Annotated in this window: 16 protein-coding genes and 3 pseudogenes; 10 read left to right on the top strand and 9 right to left on the bottom strand. The window is 59.8% G+C overall.

Translation table 11 applies throughout. From position 1 onward, the window contains the following. Positions 1–108: 108 nt before the first annotated feature. Both glf and ACVDG8_RS08185 read right to left on the bottom strand, forming a co-directional pair. The gene (gene glf, locus ACVDG8_RS08190) at positions 109–1,254 is read right to left on the bottom strand and encodes a UDP-galactopyranose mutase (protein WP_447257264.1); all 1,146 of its coding nucleotides are present in this window, start codon (positions 1,252–1,254) and stop codon (positions 109–111) included. A gap of 2 nt (positions 1,255–1,256) precedes the next feature. Then, positions 1,257–2,429, bottom strand: a complete 1,173-nt coding sequence (locus ACVDG8_RS08185; protein ID WP_447254261.1) for a glycosyltransferase family 1 protein — start codon at positions 2,427–2,429, stop codon at positions 1,257–1,259. Positions 2,430–2,783: 354 nt separating this feature from the next. Here ACVDG8_RS08185 and ACVDG8_RS08180 point away from each other — a divergent pair, with 354 nt between their 5' ends. Next, positions 2,784–3,701 (top strand): hypothetical protein, encoded by a 918-nt coding sequence (locus tag ACVDG8_RS08180; protein ID WP_447254260.1) that lies wholly within the window; start codon positions 2,784–2,786, stop codon positions 3,699–3,701. 215 nt (positions 3,702–3,916) lie between these two features. Here the strand turns inward: ACVDG8_RS08180 and ACVDG8_RS08175 are convergent, their stop codons facing one another. Continuing rightward, a complete protein-coding gene (locus ACVDG8_RS08175; RefSeq protein ID WP_447254259.1) occupies positions 3,917–4,696 on the bottom strand; it encodes a hypothetical protein in 780 nt (259 codons plus the stop codon). 60 nt (positions 4,697–4,756) lie between these two features. Continuing rightward, the gene (locus ACVDG8_RS08170) at positions 4,757–5,437 is read right to left on the bottom strand and encodes a M20/M25/M40 family metallo-hydrolase (RefSeq protein ID WP_447254258.1); all 681 of its coding nucleotides are present in this window, start codon (positions 5,435–5,437) and stop codon (positions 4,757–4,759) included. Between the two features lie 284 nt (positions 5,438–5,721). Between ACVDG8_RS08170 and ACVDG8_RS08165 the strand changes: the two genes are divergently transcribed. Beyond that, positions 5,722–6,213 (top strand): DUF6894 family protein, encoded by a 492-nt coding sequence (locus ACVDG8_RS08165; protein ID WP_447254257.1) that lies wholly within the window; start codon positions 5,722–5,724, stop codon positions 6,211–6,213. A 186-nt stretch (positions 6,214–6,399) separates the two neighbouring features. Here the strand turns inward: ACVDG8_RS08165 and ACVDG8_RS08160 are convergent, their stop codons facing one another. Continuing rightward, positions 6,400–6,765 carry a hypothetical protein gene (locus ACVDG8_RS08160; protein ID WP_447254256.1) on the bottom strand — a complete coding sequence of 122 codons (366 nt, stop codon included), beginning with the start codon at positions 6,763–6,765 and terminating at the stop codon, positions 6,400–6,402. A gap of 68 nt (positions 6,766–6,833) precedes the next feature. Between ACVDG8_RS08160 and ACVDG8_RS08155 the strand changes: the two genes are divergently transcribed. From ACVDG8_RS08155 to ACVDG8_RS08140, 4 genes are all read left to right on the top strand, one after another. Next, the gene (locus ACVDG8_RS08155; protein ID WP_447254255.1) at positions 6,834–7,445 is read left to right on the top strand and encodes a hypothetical protein; all 612 of its coding nucleotides are present in this window, start codon (positions 6,834–6,836) and stop codon (positions 7,443–7,445) included. Next, the gene (locus ACVDG8_RS08150; protein WP_455707627.1) at positions 7,442–7,813 is read left to right on the top strand and encodes a phage holin family protein; all 372 of its coding nucleotides are present in this window, start codon (positions 7,442–7,444) and stop codon (positions 7,811–7,813) included. The genes ACVDG8_RS08155 and ACVDG8_RS08150 overlap by 4 nt, the downstream gene beginning before the upstream one ends. 16 nt (positions 7,814–7,829) lie before the next feature. After that, on the top strand, positions 7,830–8,669 hold the full coding sequence (locus ACVDG8_RS08145) for a hypothetical protein (protein WP_447254253.1): 840 nt from the start codon (positions 7,830–7,832) through the stop codon (positions 8,667–8,669). Between the two features lie 103 nt (positions 8,670–8,772). Next, positions 8,773–9,021: a hypothetical protein gene (locus ACVDG8_RS08140; protein WP_447254252.1), complete on the top strand. Its 249-nt coding sequence runs from the start codon at positions 8,773–8,775 to the stop codon at positions 9,019–9,021. Between the two features lie 36 nt (positions 9,022–9,057). On the opposite strand, the pseudogene ACVDG8_RS08135 reads toward ACVDG8_RS08140, so the two are convergent. The 4 genes and pseudogenes from ACVDG8_RS08135 to ACVDG8_RS08120 all read right to left on the bottom strand — a co-directional run bounded on the left by ACVDG8_RS08135 (position 9,058) and on the right by ACVDG8_RS08120 (position 13,991). Further along, positions 9,058–10,111: pseudogene (locus tag ACVDG8_RS08135) on the bottom strand (GGDEF domain-containing protein). Between the two features lie 267 nt (positions 10,112–10,378). Then, entirely contained in the window at positions 10,379–11,416 is a 1,038-nt protein-coding gene (locus ACVDG8_RS08130; protein ID WP_455707626.1) for a sensor histidine kinase, read from the bottom strand. Then, positions 11,416–12,902: pseudogene (locus ACVDG8_RS08125) on the bottom strand (ATPase domain-containing protein). Before ACVDG8_RS08125 ends, ACVDG8_RS08130 begins: the two are co-directional and overlap by 1 nt. 915 nt (positions 12,903–13,817) lie before the next feature. Continuing rightward, the gene (locus ACVDG8_RS08120; RefSeq protein WP_447254249.1) at positions 13,818–13,991 is read right to left on the bottom strand and encodes a hypothetical protein; all 174 of its coding nucleotides are present in this window, start codon (positions 13,989–13,991) and stop codon (positions 13,818–13,820) included. 364 nt (positions 13,992–14,355) lie between these two features. On the opposite strand from ACVDG8_RS08120, the pseudogene ACVDG8_RS08115 reads away from it, so the two are divergent. The 4 genes and pseudogenes from ACVDG8_RS08115 (at position 14,356) to ACVDG8_RS08100 (ending at position 17,650) form a co-directional block, all read left to right on the top strand. Then, positions 14,356–15,269 (top strand): annotated as a pseudogene (locus ACVDG8_RS08115) (hypothetical protein). Positions 15,270–15,585: 316 nt separating this feature from the next. Then, positions 15,586–16,074 (top strand): hypothetical protein, encoded by a 489-nt coding sequence (locus ACVDG8_RS08110; protein WP_447254248.1) that lies wholly within the window; start codon positions 15,586–15,588, stop codon positions 16,072–16,074. Continuing rightward, entirely contained in the window at positions 16,071–17,291 is a 1,221-nt protein-coding gene (locus ACVDG8_RS08105; protein WP_447254247.1) for an Nramp family divalent metal transporter, read from the top strand. Before ACVDG8_RS08110 ends, ACVDG8_RS08105 begins: the two co-directional genes overlap by 4 nt. Next, positions 17,288–17,650 (top strand): hypothetical protein, encoded by a 363-nt coding sequence (locus ACVDG8_RS08100; protein WP_447254246.1) that lies wholly within the window; start codon positions 17,288–17,290, stop codon positions 17,648–17,650. Before ACVDG8_RS08105 ends, ACVDG8_RS08100 begins: the two co-directional genes overlap by 4 nt.

Here is a 17,650-nt window from a genome sequence, read left to right as displayed (position 1 = left end):
CATGGCAGCATGGGCGTTGCGTAAACCGACAAGGAATACGGAACGGCTTTCTGAATCGACGTTTGTGTCCAGCGTAATTCTCGTTTCAATTTCGCCGCCCCCGAGCTTTTAAGTCCTGTATGCGGGGGAGCTTACCGCCCGCTCCGCAAATGGCGACTCCGGGATGCTCTTTTGGATGCGAGAGAAAGTAGCCAGGGCCTGCCCGACCACCTGGTCCATGTTGTAATAGCGGTATGTTGCCAGGCGACCGACAAACCACACGTCGAGACAGGTTGTGGAAAGCGCTTCATAGCGCTTGTAGAGCGCTTCGTTTTCGGCCCGCGGCACCGGGTAATATGGGTCCCCGATGTCGGTGGGATATTCGTAGGTCAGGCTGGTCCGAGCGCTCTGTTGGCCGGTAAGATGTTTGTACTCGGTGATGCGTGTGTAATCTTCTGTCTGGGGATAGTTGACGACAGCGACCGGCTGAAACTGTTCGCGGTCCAGTGTAATGTGCTCGAAGCGAAGCGAGCGATAGGGAAGGTGCCCGAGCTGCCAGCCGAAATATTCATCGATTGGGCCGGTATAAATCAGGCGTCTGAACGGTATCTTCTCACGAATCTCGCGAAAATCAGTCTGCAGCAGGATCTTGATGTTCGGATGATCGAGCATACGTTCGAACATCCGTGTGTACCCGCCAGCTGGCATTTTCTGGAAGCTGTCGCTGAAATAGCGGTCGTCGCGGTTGGTCCTGGTCGGCACTCGTGCTGTCACCGATTTGCTCAATTGACTGGGATCGACGCCCCATTGCTTCCTGGTGTAGCCCCGGAAGAACTTCTCGTAGAGCTCACGTCCCACGGTGCTGACCACGACGTCCTCAGCCGTGTGAACGTCCTCCACGGTCTCGCGTCGCGACGCAAAGAAATCCTCCAGCTGCGTCGAGGTAAGGTTGAGCCCATAAAGGCGGTTGATCGTGTCGAGATTGATCGGGATGGGAACGAGTTTCCCGTCCACCGCCGCCAGCACCCTGTGCTCGTATGACCGCCATTCGGTGAACTGCGACAGGTAGTCCACGATCGCCTGGCTGTTGGTGTGGAAGATATGCGGCCCGTAGCGATGGATAAGGATGCCGGCTTCATTGTAGCAATCATAGGCGTTGCCGCCGATGTGGCTGCGGCGATCGACCAGGAGCACGCTCTCGCGGCGCTGCGAAGCTATTCTTTCAGCAATCACGCTGCCGGCAAAGCCGGCGCCAACGACCAGCCAATCGAACATGGTCATGCGCTCCTGCGAAGGGGCACGACCTTCTTGCGTTGATAGGCGCACTCGATGTGAGCTGCCATGGCATTCCATGTTTTCTCCCAGGACATGTCCGCTAGGTAGGCATCGACTTGCTGCAGCAGAGGCTGACGCGGTCGCGTAAGGACGGAGCGCAGCTTGATTTCCAGATCGTCACCGTCGGCGATCTCCACCACGCCGGCAGCACCGTAGCTACGTACGACATCGACGATCGCCGTCGAGACCACCGGCAGACCCGCCGCGAGGAATTCCGGCGTCTTGGTCGGGCTGATGAAGCGGGTCGCCTCGTTGAGTGCAAACGGCATCCAACCGGCGTCCCAATGGCGCAAATAGTCGGGCAGGTCGCAGTAAGCTTTCGGTCCCAACCAATGCAGGTTTTCGGCTTGCGGGAGCCTTGCAGGGTCGATCTTGACGACCGGGCCGAGCATCACGAAATGCACGTCCGGCATGATCTTTCCTGCTAGCGCTACGAGACCGACGTCCAGTCTTTCGTCGATGACGCCGAAATATCCCACCCTCGGATGGGGGATGCCGGCCTGATCGGCTGGGTCCTTTCCCGGCTTCCTGGCCCCATGAAAGTGCTGCACATCGATGCTGCTCGGAAAGGGGTAGATCGCAGGATGCAGATGACGCTTGCTCTCGAAAAGGCTCAGGCCGCCGGTGAAGACGAGATCGGCGCGGCGCAGAAGAGCCTTTTCCATGTGCCCCAGTTCGGGCGGCGCATTCTTGAACGCGGAGAGTTCGTCCATGCAGTCGTAGACGCATATGTCCGGGTCGAGGTACTCCGTGAAGCGAAGAGCCATTGGCGTGTAGTACCAAGCGATCAACCGACTGTGCGGCATAGAAGCGATTGTCTGCTGAACAAATCTCCGCTGGATGGCATCTGCTTTCGCCGCCGAGGTGCCCAGCGGCAGCACTGGCGTGACAATTAGAATGTTTGCCGAGGCCTCGCTCGTCCGCACCAGTGGCTGGGGCAGTTCTTCGAAAACAGGTTCTTCAAAGTAGACCACTCTCTGCTGCGCGGATGCGAGTGTGAGGAGATGCTGCGGCCGTTGGTGAACGAAATTCCATCGTAGGTGTGAGAAGCAAACCAATAGATTTTCGCGACGAACGTATTTACTGCCGGTTATCCCGCCAAAGGCCGCTTCCATAGATATGCTCCTTCAATCAACCTTATTTGTACTGAGATTAACATTTGTTAATCGCAGATAGAGGTGAACTAGACTTTGATTCCAGCTCCTAACTTTCAATCAGGTGAGTTGTTCCAAGTGAGATGAAGAGGCCACGTCGCCCGCTTTGCCGCTCACGAATGCGAGGGTTCTTGTCGCGGCGGTAAGAACGGCTGTCGGAACCCGGCCGTCAGCGAGAGCGCGTGCGAAACAGAGCAATCCCGGTGGAGAGTGGCATTGCCGTATTTGCGTTGAACTCGTCGGCTATAAAATGGGCAGGACATCAAATGATTCGCCTGCATCGCTGCCCGATGCCGGGCGAATTCCGGGGCTGATATGAAGATCAACTTTGAAACCAATGTTTTTCCATTGTTTCATCCGCAAAGCGTCGATGATCTCAAGGACCCGTGTCCTGTCTTCGATGGCGGTGTGTGGCACGTCTTCGGGTCAAGCGGCACGGTCACCACCGAGACGTGGAGAATCCTGCATGCCACGGCGCCGGATCTTTATGGGCCCTGGGCCGAGCACGAGCCGATCGAACTTCCAATCAACGGCACTGGTGTTGCGGCTCCCGGTGTGATCCACGAGAGCGGCGTCTTCCATATGTTCATCCAGACCGAGTTCATGAAGTCAGGTGGCCGTTGCGAGCATGCGGTTTCCAACGACGGATTCCATTGGGTGGTTCTCAGCCCGGCCATCCTTGCCATTCCGGACACGGAGGAGGATGGTATCTACGATCCTCATCCCGCAGTCATTGGCGGCAAGCGCTATCTCGCCTACTCGGCCATGCCGAAATTCACCAGGGTGCCTCAGCCCGACATCTATCTGGCGCGCAGCCAGTCCGACTCTTGGTTCGGTCCGTGGAAGCGGATCGGCAAGATCCTCGATCACAACGATGTTCCTCACCACAATACGAGAGAGGACCCCGACTACGAATGGGGCATAGAAGGCGCACAACTGGTCGAGTTGCCGAATGGCCGGGTGCTTCTCAACGCAACGTGCTTTCTCCCAAATGGCGTTAGGGGAAACCGGCAACGTGTGTTTTTCGCCATCGCTGACGAGGTTGGCGGGCCTTACGTCTCGATCGGTCCTGTGCTCGAACCGGGCCAACCAGGAGAGAACGGCCACTCGACGGTGATGATTGAAGGCAATCAGCTTTCGCTGTTCTACCAGAGCCGGGTAGCCGCAACCGATCACCGGTGGCGCTACGGCTTGGCCAGATGCGACGTCGCTCTGGTTTCAAACGTTGCATGATCGCTGTCATTCGGCGACAGCCGTTCGGCCGGCCGAACGCCTGTCGCCGCGCAATAGGCCTCATTGAGAGAGACTATCCGCTACGAGCATTGAAGAAGGACCCCATGCTTGGCCGCAGAATGTGGCCGATGGACTGAGCTGGGCAGCGTTGGGGGCACAATAGGCTGCGCGCCTCTTGCTTTCAACCCTTTGACTCGGGCCAGCCAGGGCCCCCATCAAGGCGCGTGCGGCTCAAGCAGCTTGGTGCAGACATCGCGGATAAGATGTGGCAGGACATCGAATGCATACCCGATATGCAACCGCTCGAGCGGCGTGTGATAATCTCTTCCCCAAGGACCGATGTTGATCGTCGGGACGTGGGGCAGGGCGCATTGCCGCGGCCAGCGTACGCTGTCCTTCCAGGCCGGCGTGTTGCGGGCGACGATGTCGAGAGAGGATTCCGCCGCTTCGCCAAAGAAGCTCATGTCCGAAATCCCGGCGAAATTGTCCGCGCAATCGACTGGGTTGCCATAGCGCGCCATCGCCTCGGCGGCGACGTCGATGGCCGCGGCTCGCAGCCGGGTTGCGGCCGGCAGCTCGGAAAGGTTCTTCGGCAGATAGGGGATTGACCCTAAGCCCGTAACGATTGCCGGTCCGGTCAACCGGCTGAGTTCCCAGGCCTGCTCCGTTATCAATCGGCATTTCTCAGGCAGCGCGAGATCGCCGGCGGCAATCGAGGCGGAAACAGCTTCGAGCCGCGCCCGCTCCTGCCCGCCGAGATGCTCCAGCAAGGTCTCATACCGCTGGACCGGAACAGACTTCGCCATGTCGACCTGTCCGGCGTGTGTACTGACGCGAGATTGCAGCTCCTGGAGAAGGCGCGAGGCCGCTTCGGCGCATAGCATGTCGAACCGATCGAGCACCTCAGTGGGGCTGCGGCGATAGCTCAGCACATTGAAGGTGGCGTAGGCCGTCCTTGGCGTGGTGACATCGTATCCGGTCTTTCCCTCTCGCATTCCAAGCAGGCTGGGTGGCGTACCGGGTGCCGTGCCGCACGCTTCGGCGAGCTCGGGCGCCTATTCTACCCGGGCAGCGATTGCGGCGGCGATCGCGGCCGCGTTGAGGCCATTCAGCGGAAATCCGCTATGTGCAGGAACGCCGACGACATAGGCGGTCGGTAGCAGCTTGCCCACTGTTCCCAGGGCGATGATGCTACCTTGGCTTCCGTCGCCGTCATCGGCGATCGCGTCAAGATTGATTGCGGCGATCAGATCGAGGTCGCGCTCTTGGCAAATTTCGGGCAGCATCCGCGCCGCCTTACGGGCGCCGGCGGAATTGTTCTCCTCGTCCGGCACGGCGATAAAAAGCAGATTTCCAGACCGCTTCGGCCCTCCGGCGAAATCCGCGCATACGGACAGGCCAGCCGCAAGGCCGGCCTTCATGTCGAGAAGGCCACGTCCGGCCAGGAAGTCGCCGCCTGCGAAATCGTGGTGAGCCAATCTTGCCGCCGGAGCCTTGGCTTCGACGAGGGATTCGCGAAGGGCTTGTGTCAGGGCCTCTGGCCGAGTGGCCAGATGCTCCAATTGCCCGTAGTCGCTGGTTCCGACGGTGTCGTAGTGGCCGGTCAAAAGTACGCCCGAGCGACCAGTGCCGCGAAGCAGCATTGCCACGCAGTGGCGGCCGTCCTGAGGAGCGATCTCGATCGTCCAGATTTCGGCGTTCCGAAATGCCGTTTCCCCTCGCAGTTCCTCCGCCAACCACGGACCGAAACGCAGCCTCGCCGTCCGTCGGTGATGCTTTTCTGCTGAGTGAGTTCAACTGCCCAGCGCCGCGCGCGACTGGACAGCGTTTCGGGCATCCTGCGGGTCATTGTCGTCCTGGCATTCGGGAGGGCACGACGAAGCCTAACCTGGCCCAGCGACATCTCTCAAGCACGGTTCGGTATGTCCTAGGGGATTCCACTGGGGAACCGTCCCACCCGAAGGGAACTTTCAACCGGGAGGCAGCTTTATTTTGACCACATGAAAACGACGAGGCGAAGATGCAAGTGCTCGATACCGCGATACATACCGGGCCGGAGGACGTTCTGGTCGAGTTTCTAGGCGAAGGCGGCGAAAAGATCGCCGTAACCATGATCCTGTCCGACTCCCGACTGAAGCCTGACGGTGCCGCGCTGCTCAGCCGGGCCAAGCAGATGATGGTCCAGTGCGCTGTTTTCAGCGTGGCGCCCGACGAATATAGCCGTAAGGACAATGCTCTTCCCGACAGGCCGACCGGACCAACCGAGGCGACAGGCCCATATACATTCGAATATTACGACGAAGGCAACGTGCGGACGCTTGAGGCCGTCGACCTGCCAAGCTTGGCGGCTGCCCATGATGAGGCACTGCGGTCGGCGATCGATCTGCTCGACGATCCGGCCTCTCCATCCTCTCGGGAGGATTGGGCGGTCCGGGTTCGCGACGGCAGCGGCAATGTAGTCCTATCGATCGATTTCGAAGAGGCAAGACGTGCAAAGTCTGCGGTCGCCTGACCAGGAAGGTGAACCTCTCGGCTTTGCGGTGAAAGGTCAGGTGGATGGACAGCTTCATGTCACTGCATGCGTTAGCCGCCCGGAAGGGGGACGGCTTGCGTCCGGAATTAGCCCGTTTGCTGCAGGCGCGCATCGGCTTGGCCGCGGCGGGGATTGCAGATCTGCAGTCATATAGCGGCGCCGGCCTCAAGCAGGCCGGGCCCAATCCGGTTGGAGATGTTGGCGCAGCACAGCCCAATGTAATCCGACTTCCTGCCCGTCAAAAGGCAACAGCCGGTCACGGGGTCGGCGGTTAAGGCAGGAATAGCGGCCGATGGCGCGCTGCGGCAGTGGCACGCGATGAAGGCTCGCCCAAACAATCGCCGCCAACTCAGTCGAAAAATCGGACACGGCCGTAAACATGGCATGGCCGGGCAGACCGTCCCGCCCTGTTTTATCGCGCGTCGGCGCACGCGTGTCACGGCTCGAATCGCAAAAGCTTTTCGTCCATGGAACATCGAAGGTTTTTCGACGTTGGGCAGCCACGGAGGAACGTGCCATGAACAGTGTCATTTATCTTATCGGCCTCGTCGTTGTCGTGCTCGCGGTCCTCTCCTTCCTCGGTTTTCACTAGGTGACCCATGCAAAGCAATGACGGCCAGGGCCGTGAACCCTCTGACTTCGACCAGGCGAAACGTGATGCTTCCGACAGGCTTCGCCAGGAAAAAGAACGCGCGAGCGAGCTGCTTCACGATGCTCGCGACGAACTGACCCACAAGGCTGGCGACTACGCAACAGAAGCCACGCAGGTCATCTCCGATAAGGCGCAGGAGGCGCAGCGCGACATCGGGTCGAGCCTGGCAGCATTGGGCGGCGCACTACGCGCGGCCAGCGATCACCTGGCCAACAACGATGAACGGACCGCATCGAAATTTGCCCTGGACGCCGCCGGTGGCCTGGAGCGACTTTCCTCGTCCCTGAAACAAAAGCCTTTCGCACAGGTGCTTGAGGATGTGCAGTCTTTCGGCCGGCAAAATCCCGGCGTCCTCCTTGCTGGATCGGTGTTGGCCGGACTGGCGCTCGGCCGGTTCATCAAGGCTTCTCCACCGGCAACCCGTCAAACATCTCAGAGCGTTTCGGAAGACGCCGACTCGCAGACTGCTCAACCTGCTGAACGGCCGGCTGACGGGTCGTGGGGATTTGATCATGTCGGCGATGATCTCGCCACGCAGCATGCGGAGCAAGACCGATGAACACGCAAGACAATCCCAGCCTCGCGACCCTGGTGACCGACCTGGCCCAGCACGCCACCACGCTGGTGCAAACCGAAGCCCGACTTCTACGGGCGGAACTGTCCGAAAAGCTTACCAAAGCCGGATCTGGCGCCGCCGAGGTGCTGGGCGGCGCGATCTGCCTGCTCGCGGCGCTGCTGGTGCTGCTGCAGGCACTTGTCATTGCCCTGACGCGGGCTGGGCTGGGCGCCGGGTGGTCCTCCCTTTGGTCGGTGTGGTCGTGGCAATTCTTGGCGTCATCCTGCTGCGGAGCGGAATGGCAAGCATGGCGCCTTCCGAACTTACCCCTGACCGAACCCAGGAACAGCTCAGGCGCGACGCGAATGTGATCAAGGAACAAGTGAGATGAACGAGAAATCCGCAGCTGAACTTGAACGCGAGGCGGAGGCCGCGCGCGCCAGGGTGGTGGAAACCGCCGAATCCATCCGAGGCAAAATGACGCCGGGACAATTGCTGGACGAATTCACCGGCATCTTCTCCGGCGGAGAGAGTTCGGCCATGCTCAACAACCTGAGAACGCAGGTCAGGGACAATCCCTTGCCCGTCACGATGGTGGGCGCGGGCCTGGCATGGTTGATGCTGGGCAGCGGTCCTTCAAACGGCAGCCGAGGCCTGGCCGGTCACGCGGCGGCTACGGCGCCCGGCCGGCGTGATGAGGCGGACGGCGAAGGGTTGGGCAGCACGCTCGCCGATGCCGCGGCGCCGCTCTCTTCGGCTGCAAGTAGCGTCAGCGACAGCATTTTGAACGCGGCAAGGAGCGCCACCAAAGGGCTGACGGACAATGCGGCGAGCGCAGGATCGGCGACTAGCGACATGACGGCGAGAGCCAGCCGTTCGGCGCAGGAGCTACTGAATGACCAGCCCTTGGCCGTTGCCGCGGTCGGTCTGGCCATCGGCGCCGCGATAGGTGCCATGCTGCCCCACACAACAATGGAGGATGAGCAACTGGGCGGCTATCGCGAAAAGCTTCGCAACACTTCCCGGGCCATGCTCGACCAAGGCATTGACCAGGCCGAACAGGTCGCTGCCGACGCATATGAAACAGTCAAGCAAGAAGCCGGTCGGCAAGACAAGAAGGCAGGGACGTTGGCCGACCGGCTCGGCGGGATCGTCAAGTCTGCGGCCGACGCGACGGAGCAATCCGTGCGCGAACGCAGTTCGCGCACTTCGGAGGAAGAACCCTAGACGCTATGGCCGCCGGCGCAAGGAAGCCAATGCTATATCGCCGCGGTGTCGACCTGAACTTCATTCTCGATCAGCTGCGAACCAGCATGGCAAACGTTTCCAATTGTGGCGGCATCACAGGCTGGCTGCGGGTGACCAATCTTGCTCGCACGGCCGGCCTGCAGCAACGCCAGGTGAGCTTGGTCACGACCCAATCCAATCCGATTGGATCGAGGCGCATATTATCGACCACTACATCACCCGGCCGCTCAAGCTTGCGGACGGGCTGGCGATCGCCCCGGACGAGCCGGGCGTGGGTGTCACCTTCGACTGGCAGAAACTGCATGAGTTTGAGGAGAAGCGCATCGGCTGAAGCTCTCGCGCGACAGCATCGGCCTCCCCGACGGCATCATCTTTTCGAGCGAATGGGTTTGCGCTCCGAAGACTCCGCTCGGTGCAGAAATACGCGGTTTCGCCCCGTTTGCTTGGCCAGATAAAGCGCGGCATCCGCTTGACGCTGCAATTGCTCCGGCGAAATGGCCTCTTCGGACGCTTGAACCGCGACCCCGATGCTCAAGGTGACGCAGCCTGATATGCGCGATCCGGGGTTGGGCAAACCAGCGTCCTCAACGCCCTTGCGAATTCTCTCTGCGACCGAAACGGCCTCTTCCTCATTCACTGCGGGCAGGAGCACCAGAAACTCTTCGCCGCCGTAGCGGGCCACTTGATCGCGATCTCGCCTGACGCTTTCCTGGATGATGCCGGCGACCTCGACCAGACAGCGGTCGCCCTCGGCATGGCCAAGGTGATCATTCAGCTTCTTGAAGTGGTCAATGTCGCACATCAGCATCGCCGCGCCGTCCAGGCACCGTTTGTCACTGCCCCACAATTGGTCGAGCGTTTCCGTCATCCAGCGCCGGTTGGCGATGCCGGTGAGCGGATCGGTCTTGGCAAGCAGTTCCAGTCGATCGTTGGCTTTGGCCAGTTCGGCGACCCTGTGCCTGTCGCGAAGCTCGAACAAGAAAGTCTTCTGCGCGAGAATTGTCATGATGCGGCGGGCCGCGACGGTCGCGAAAATCCCACTGGCGAAAAACAGGGTCGCAGCAACGGCGCTTCCAAAACCGATGGCCGGATTCTGCAGCTGAAAAGCCAGATAGAGACCGAGCGACAAGGAGCGGCAATGGTCACCGTCCAAGCCAGCGGAATGCCGAAGATAATAATGGCCGTAATGGCCACGAACAGCATGATATTCAAATGCCGCTCGTAGAATTCGCCGCCCGCGCTGCAACCCAGACCATCCACGCGCGGATGATCTTCGCCGTCTGCGACCAGATACGGTCTCGAAACAGGCGTCGTATCTCGCCTTTGAGGCGGATGTCGCGCGTACGGCGCGCCAGAAGGCGGTCCACTTCGCCGGTTAAGGCAGGGTTGTCCTGCACGTCAAGATGCACCAGATCTGACACAATGGTTGGCCTAAGCTTGCTCTCCCATCCGACGGTCCCGCAGGTCCGAACTGCCAAGCGTGCCTGATTATCCTGAAGATTTAATTTCCAGAGAGCGCGGGCTGTGCGGTATCACCCAACAAGCAGTCGCAGGCTGCATCAGCGGCGTCCGAAGCATCGCCGGCGCATGCGAAGCGGGCCCGATCCTGTGGCTGTTCGCCAACAATGCCTCGCCGTCACGTTGGCTGCGCATCGGCATCAGCATTGGTTGGCGGCTAGGCACGATGCCTAATATGGCGGAACGAGCCTGGTGTGACGGAGCGGCAGTCTCATTGCGAATTGCAGACCATCCGTGTGGTATTTCAGATCGATCTCGGCCTGGCATTGTACGGTGACAACCTTTTCCAACAAGGTCGTGCCAAATCCCCGCCGTTTAGGAGATGTTACCTTGGGGCCGGCGCGCTCCCGCCAGGAGAAGTCCAGCATTCGAGCGTCTGCGGGCGAACTCACCGACCACCGGATTTCAAGCCTTCCCTCCGGCTTGGACAGCGCGCCGTATTTTGAAGAATTTGAAGCCAGTTCGTGAAAAGCCATGCCGATGGGTATGGCGAGATCCGCCACGAGCGCAACATCAGGACCCTCCATCGAAATGCGCGAGGTTTCCGGCGTATCATAGGGCCGCAGTTCTGTTTTCAACAGCTTGTGCAGTAAAGCTGTCTGCCAGTAGTCGTCCGTCAACATCGTGTGCGTTTCGGCCAGCGAAATTAGCCTGGCCGAAAAATCCCTCACGAAATGGTCGACGCTGTCACTCGACCTGGCGGTAGCCCCCATCATCGCGCGGACGTTGGCCAGCGTGTTTTTCACACGGTGATGGAGTTCCCGGATCAACAGCCTCTGGCGCTGGGCCACCTCCTCCTGCTGCTCAAGCAAGGATTTGACCTCCAGCTGCCGCGCGCGGGCGCGCAGGGCGGAGCGCACCGAGTTTAAGAGACTTGAAGCCAGAAACGGCCGCTCGAGGATGATAGCGTAGTGATCAAGAAATCTCAGTCGTTCATCGAGTTCGGTCTCACGCATTGTGAGCAGGACGATGGGGAAATCCGACCACGCTGGCTGGCCATCGATCCATGCGGCAAACAGCTTTCGATCGGAATGGGTCAAGGCTTCTTCAGCGACCACGAGGCACTGAGCTCTGTCCAGGAGGGAAACAGCATCCGGCAAATCGACACAGATCTGCGCCGCGATACCTTTTGACAAGAGGATCGAAGCCGCAATTTTCGCATCACGCCCGACCGGTGCGAGGATCAGAACTTCGTTGTTGGCTGGCATCACGATGTCTGGTCTTGAATGAGGTCGCTCTGCTTGCCTTCGAATGACGGAACTCCCGTCAGGATACCTCGGAATTTTTCCAGGGGTTCTCCAACGTCCAGACCGTGCTCGCTGATCTTGAATTCGCGAATGGTGTCTTCGTGCGAGCCTACCCGCTTCTTGACCACGGAGATCGCCCGCCTCAGGCGTCCGCCGTTCTCGAAGAACCGCAACAGCATGACGGAATCGCATAGATAGGTCATGTCCACTGGCGCCGCCATCTGCCCCAGGAGTCCATGGTTCGCTAACAGCAGGATGGTGACGATGCCTTTCTGGTTAAGGTAGGTGAGGATCTCGTGCATTTGGAGAACGAGATGCTGTTCTTCCGCCATTGCATTCAGGTAACCCGTCAGACTGTCGATCACCACGAGGCGAGCATTTGCGCGGTCCACTGCAGCTTGGATCCGCGACGACAATTCGCCGGGTGACATCTCGGCCGGCTCTATTTTTTCGAGCAGGAGCAGCCCACTCCTCACGAAGGAGTCCAGCTCCAGGCCGAGGCCTTTGGCGCGTGCAAGGAAGATCCTCGTCGTCTCGTCGAACAAAAGAACCAGGGCAGTCTCACCACGTTGAAGCGCAGCGTGACAGAAGGTCGACGCGATGGTGGATTTGCCGATACCGGAGGGCCCCATTAAGAGCGTGCTCGTACCGCGTGCCAAGCCGCCTCGTAGGAGTGCATCAAGAGAAGTGTCACTCAGTGCTGGCGGCCCATGCTCGCCATCGTCATGTTCAGCCGCGACCAGCCGGGGAAAACCTGGACCCCGCCGGGGCGGATAACAAAATCGTGGAACCCGCCGCGCAACTCTACGCCACGCATTTTGATGACGCGCAACCGGCGGCGTTCACCGCCATAAACCGGCGACAGCTGTTCCATTCGGATCACGCCATGGCTGATGGAGTGCAAGTTCAGATCGTCATGTTCCGCGGTCAGGTCGTCGAGGAGCAGCACCGTGACGTTGTGGAGAAGAAAAAAGCTCTTCAAGGCCAGCACCTGCCGCCGGTAGCGCAAGGACCCTTGGGACAGCAAGCGGATCTCGGACAGCGAGTCGAACACGACGCGATCAGGCTTGAGCCGGTCAATTTCGGCAATTGCAGTTTGCACCGTTTCGCCGAGCTCGAGATTGGACGAATGCACCAGTGTCTGGAGCTGCGACGGATCCAAACTAAGTTCAGGGGGAACCAGTTCCAGGATCTCAATATCGTCCAGCGACAGTCCGTGTCGCTCAGCTACCGACTGGAGCTCGCGCTTGCTCTCGGAAAGAGTGATATACAAGCATTTTTCGCCGTTTTGAGCGCCATTGACGAGAAACTGAAGGCCGAGCGTCGTCTTGCCAGACCCTGGCCGGCCCTCCACCAAATGGGACCGAAATTTCGCGTAGCCGCCTCGCAAGATGTAATCGAGGCCTTGGACACCGGTCGCTACGGGAGAAGCGTCGTCTCTTTCCAAAGTTGCCCTCGCGCTCTGATCGAGAACACTCGTAACGGCCGGCTTTTTCAATAGTTCCACACTGCGGCGGCGCTCGAATGAGGAGCCACATTCAACAAGACGGTCAGCGAGCTGCTGGAAACAGACCGGCGCTCCTTCAAGCCGCCCGCCTTCGGAACTCAGGGGCCGAACCGGCCTAGAAGATCGTTGCTTGCTCGCTTGTTATCTCAGGATTCAGCGGCTCTGGGGCTGGTCCTAATCGCGCCGATGCGGTCGTTCTGCAGCATGGCCCCGAATGTTCGCAAACAACGTTGGAGTGGTCTGTATGGCGTCCCGCAAGCATGCGGAACGATACGGGATACATTTCGGCTTTGGCTCGTGAACCCCAACAAATCAACGATATCAATCAACCTTAGAGACTGGCATAACCGTTATTTGTCAATCAGTTAGGAAGCATTTTTCCTGATTGGTTAGAGAAACTGACCCAACCCCTCGCTGACCCACTCATACCGAATGGCACCTTTCGGCCCCAATGCGGCGCGCTCATATCGCCATGGAGGCACCGCTGGCATGGGAACCAACGAGGGGGCCGAACAAAATCGACCGATGCGTCGCATCCGCGCGGGCGGCCGGCGGTTCCTCAGATATCCGTGGCGCCAACCGTCACATGCCGAGCGCCTGCACATCTTCCAGTAAGTCAAGGTGGCCCGAGATGCGATCATCTCGTCGGTGGCTGGTTGATGACTGGCTTCGGCAAATGCGGCCACCGCCTGCTCAAGTTTGCAACGGCCGCATCGGCAAGGTGGATGTGGTGAATGGCCCGGTGGGTCAGCATTGCCAGCCACGCATCGCGAAACAAGCTGCTGGTCTTGGCATTCGCGAGGTTGAAAGTTGCTATCATTGGAAAGCCTCATTGACCCGGCGGATTGAACTTCATCAAGCGCGGCCTGGCCTCGGCGACCGGCCGCTGATACGGTCGCAAAGGGCGAGGCTTACACAAACGCCGCGGTTATTGCCGGCCAGCAATTCGCCCGCGCGGTTAATAGTGTGCACGGCATGCTTCGCGCCCAGGCGAGCCTTCGCCAACTCAAAATCAAGTACGTCGACCATTGGCCCGTTTCCTTCGGGGGCATGGTCGCTTCAGAGATCCAACTGCGGCCAATTGCTATGATTCCTGCGACCGAATGGCTGCACAGCCAGAGGCTCGGCTGCGATGGTGGGCAACACGGTGCGCGTCACGGTTACGCATGTTGATAGCTCCCCGGGCAGCCATGTGTAGGTCGGTCCTGATGCGATTACTCCATAAGGCGAAACCTCGGAGCGGCCGGAACAGAAGAGACCTCGCGACATTGTTATTTAGCTGACTATCAACGAACAGGAGGTTTTCATGGGTCGCGGTGTTTTGCTCTGGCTGCTGGGTATTCCAATTCCGATCATCATCCTCATCATGTTGTTCGCGCGGTAGGAGGGTGATATGGGCGCGACATTTGTGACCGCCGGGGACTCTGCGCAAACGGAGTCTTCCTATTCAGCCGTGAGTTGGGGGCCAATCATTGCAGGCGCGTTTGCGGCTTCGACTCTGACAATTATTCTCATGTTGCTGGGCTCCGGGCTTGGTCTCAGCATGGCCTCGCCGTGGTCGGGCGCCAACGCGTCAGCCACCACATTTTGCGGTATCTACCGCCGCTTGGCTGGTGGTCGTGCAATGGCTTTCATCAGGAGCGGGAGGATATCTCACCGGCCGACTCCGCACCAAGTGGGTGGGTATCCACACCGATGAAGTCTATTTCCGTGACACCACCCACGGGTTCCTGGCTTGCGCACTCGCTACGCTTCTTGTCGCGGGTGTTCTCGGCTCCGCGCTTTCCACTGTCTTAAGTTCTGGAGTGCAGGCAGTTTCGACGGCTGCTGCCGGGGCGGCGACGGGGGCTACGGCTGGTGCCGCGACCAAGGCAGCGGACCGTTCGACGGCACATCCTACTATGTAGATGCCATATTCCGCCCCACAGACCCCACCAAGCTTGCCGCCGCCACTAGCGAAAGCGACTCGGCATCGACCGCCCAGCTACGCGAATCCTGCTCGCCAGTGCGGCCAACGGCGGCGAAATCACGGCCGTAGACAGCGCGTATCTTGCGCAACTTGTAGCTGCTCGCACCGGGCTTTCGCAAGCCGATGCTAAGGCGCGGGTGGACACCATGATCGCCAAAATAAAACATGCAAAGATCAAGGCCCAGCAGGCTGCCGATACTGCCCGGAAGGCCAGCGCCACCTTCGCCTTGCTAGGCGCTCTGTCCTTAGTCGTCGGCGCCTTCATCGCCAGTGTAGCCGCAGCACTGGGCGGTCGACCGCGGGACGAAGAGGAGGCGATCTTCTTAACCAAAAGATGAGTCTGCCGCCCTTTCCCGGTGCCTAAACTCAACGGAGGCCCGCTGTTAGAGAGCGAGCCTTCTTTGGCAACGCATTCGTACCCCTCGCCACAATGTTCTGGTGATCCCAAGATCTTGTCGCGTCCGCCAAAGACGGCGCGGTTCTCGTCCGCGCATTCGTGTCGGAACCATCCAAAGGCGTTCCGTGTTCTGAGGCTTGTGGCCGCTGGTTTGCGGGGTCGAGGTAATTTGCTTTGCGCGACATCTCACTATTGAAGCGACACGCTCGGTTTCGCGCCCCGAGGCAGCCGCTCGGCCCGATCATGGGGTGGAACGCTTGCTGCGAAAAAGCGTTGATCGTCACCACCAATTGATTTCTCAAATATTTGCGGCTGTCGGCGGTGATATCAAAGAACCTGCAATGAGAGCTTCCATCGTCGTATCCTTGGTTTTGTCATCGCTTGGGCTTGCGGCATGTTCAGCTTCGGATGCGACACAAGCCGAGCAGCTTGACAAGCGTGCTGGTTCCTTGGCGGCGACAGCACTCATGGCGCTGAACGGGTGGTTGGACTCGAGCCTTCCCTCTCGCTACACCGGGGACACGCTGGACGCTATGACACGCCAAATCTCGCAAGTGGGCGAGCAGCTTGGCAAGAAAAGCGGCGCAGGCGTGGCGGGCGGGCGTGCCGGGCGCATATCGAATGTGCTGGTACAAGCCCGAGCCGGCTTGGATGATGATGACCGGGTTGCCGTCGAGAAGACACGCGATGAATTGGCGTCCGCCATACGCGATCTGGCTTCGTCCGCTCCCGCCGTCGCACAATGAAGAAGCTGCTTGAAATATCGCTCGGCGTCGTAACCAGCGTCGGAGGTTTCCTCGAGGTCGGGTCGCTGGCGACCGCGGCGCAGGCCGGGGCGGCATATCACTATCAGCTTGTCTGGGCGATCGTGCTCGGCACCATCTGCATCATCTTTCTGGTCGAGATGGCCGGCCGGTTCGCAGCGGTAAGCCACCATACGATTTCGGATGGCATCCGCGAGCGGTTCGGCTTCAACTTCTTCCTTTGGCCACTCATCGGAACCATGCTCATCAACTTCCTGGTGCTTGCCGCGGAAATCGGCGGTGCGGCAATCGCGCTCGAGCTTGCGACAGGCATCGGTTACCAATGGTGGGCGCTGCCGGTGGCGTTTTTGGCGTGGCTTTTGCTCTGGCGGGGAACTTTCGGCCTCATCGAAAAAGGTGTGTCCTTCCTGGGCCTTGTGACGCTTTGCTTCATCGTCGCTGCTATTATTCTGAAGCCCGATTGGGGCGAAATCGCCAGGGGCGCGGTTCCAAGCCTGCCGGAGCACGACGAGGCGAGCTACTGGTTCATGACTGTCAGCATCCTGGGCGCGTCGATCTCGCCTTATCTCTTCATGTTCTATTCTTCCGGCGCGGTGGAAGACTGGTGGGACGAAAGCTATCTAGGTTCCAACAGGGCGATAGCCGGTCTCGGCATGACTTTCGGCGGCTCGATATCGGTCGCGGCCCTAATCCTGGCGGCCCTTGTCCTGGCCGGTCACGGCATCGTCCAGGTCGAGGATTATCATCAACTGCCGCTGATGCTGATTTCGACCTTCGGCTTCTGGGGGTTCGTGTTGTTTGCGGCGTCGCTCGGAATTGCCTGTTTCGGCGCCGCGCTGGAGCTCGCACTGCAGCAGGCTTATCTGGTGGCGCAGGGCTTCGGTTGGACCTGGGGCGAAAGCCTCAGGCCGAGCGAAGACCCCGGATTTAGCGCCGTCTATACGATTTGCCTTCTTCTTGCCCCGATGCCGATCGCCCTAGGATTGGATCCTCTGCGGCTCACCATCTTCTCCATGGCCCTGACCGCCGCCGCGCTACCGCTGACGATCGTTCCATTCCTGTTCCTGATGAATGACGAACTCTATGTCGGCAAGCATCGAAACGGCATCATCTCGAATGCCGCGGTCGTCCTCATCATCGCCCTCGGCTTCGTTCTGGCGGTGGTCACCATCCCGCTCCAGATATTCGGCGGCTCATGATGGAACTCGTTCGCGACATCCTTGACAAACAGGTGGTCGACCACGAGCAGGTCAAGATCGGCAAGGTCGACGGCGTCGTCGCCGAATTGCAGGAAGGGCAACCGCCAAAGATCGTTGCCATCGAGATAGGTTCGATCGTCTTGCTCCAGCGGCTCGGTCCACGGGCCGGACGCATGATGGCCGCAATGGCCGAGAAGTTGGGTGGCCCTCGCCATGCGAGGCCTCATCGCATCCCCTGGTCCACCGTGCGGGATATCGGCGTCGACGTCGAGTTCGATGTCGATGTCCGCCAAACCCAGATCTTCGCCTGGCAGGACTGGCTTCGAGACCACGTGATTGGCCGTATCCCCGGAGCGTGA

It is taken from the genome of Mesorhizobium sp. ORM8.1, assembly GCF_053005525.2.
Note: the sequence above shows the minus strand (reverse complement) of the source record. Positions and strands in the feature narration are given on the sequence as shown.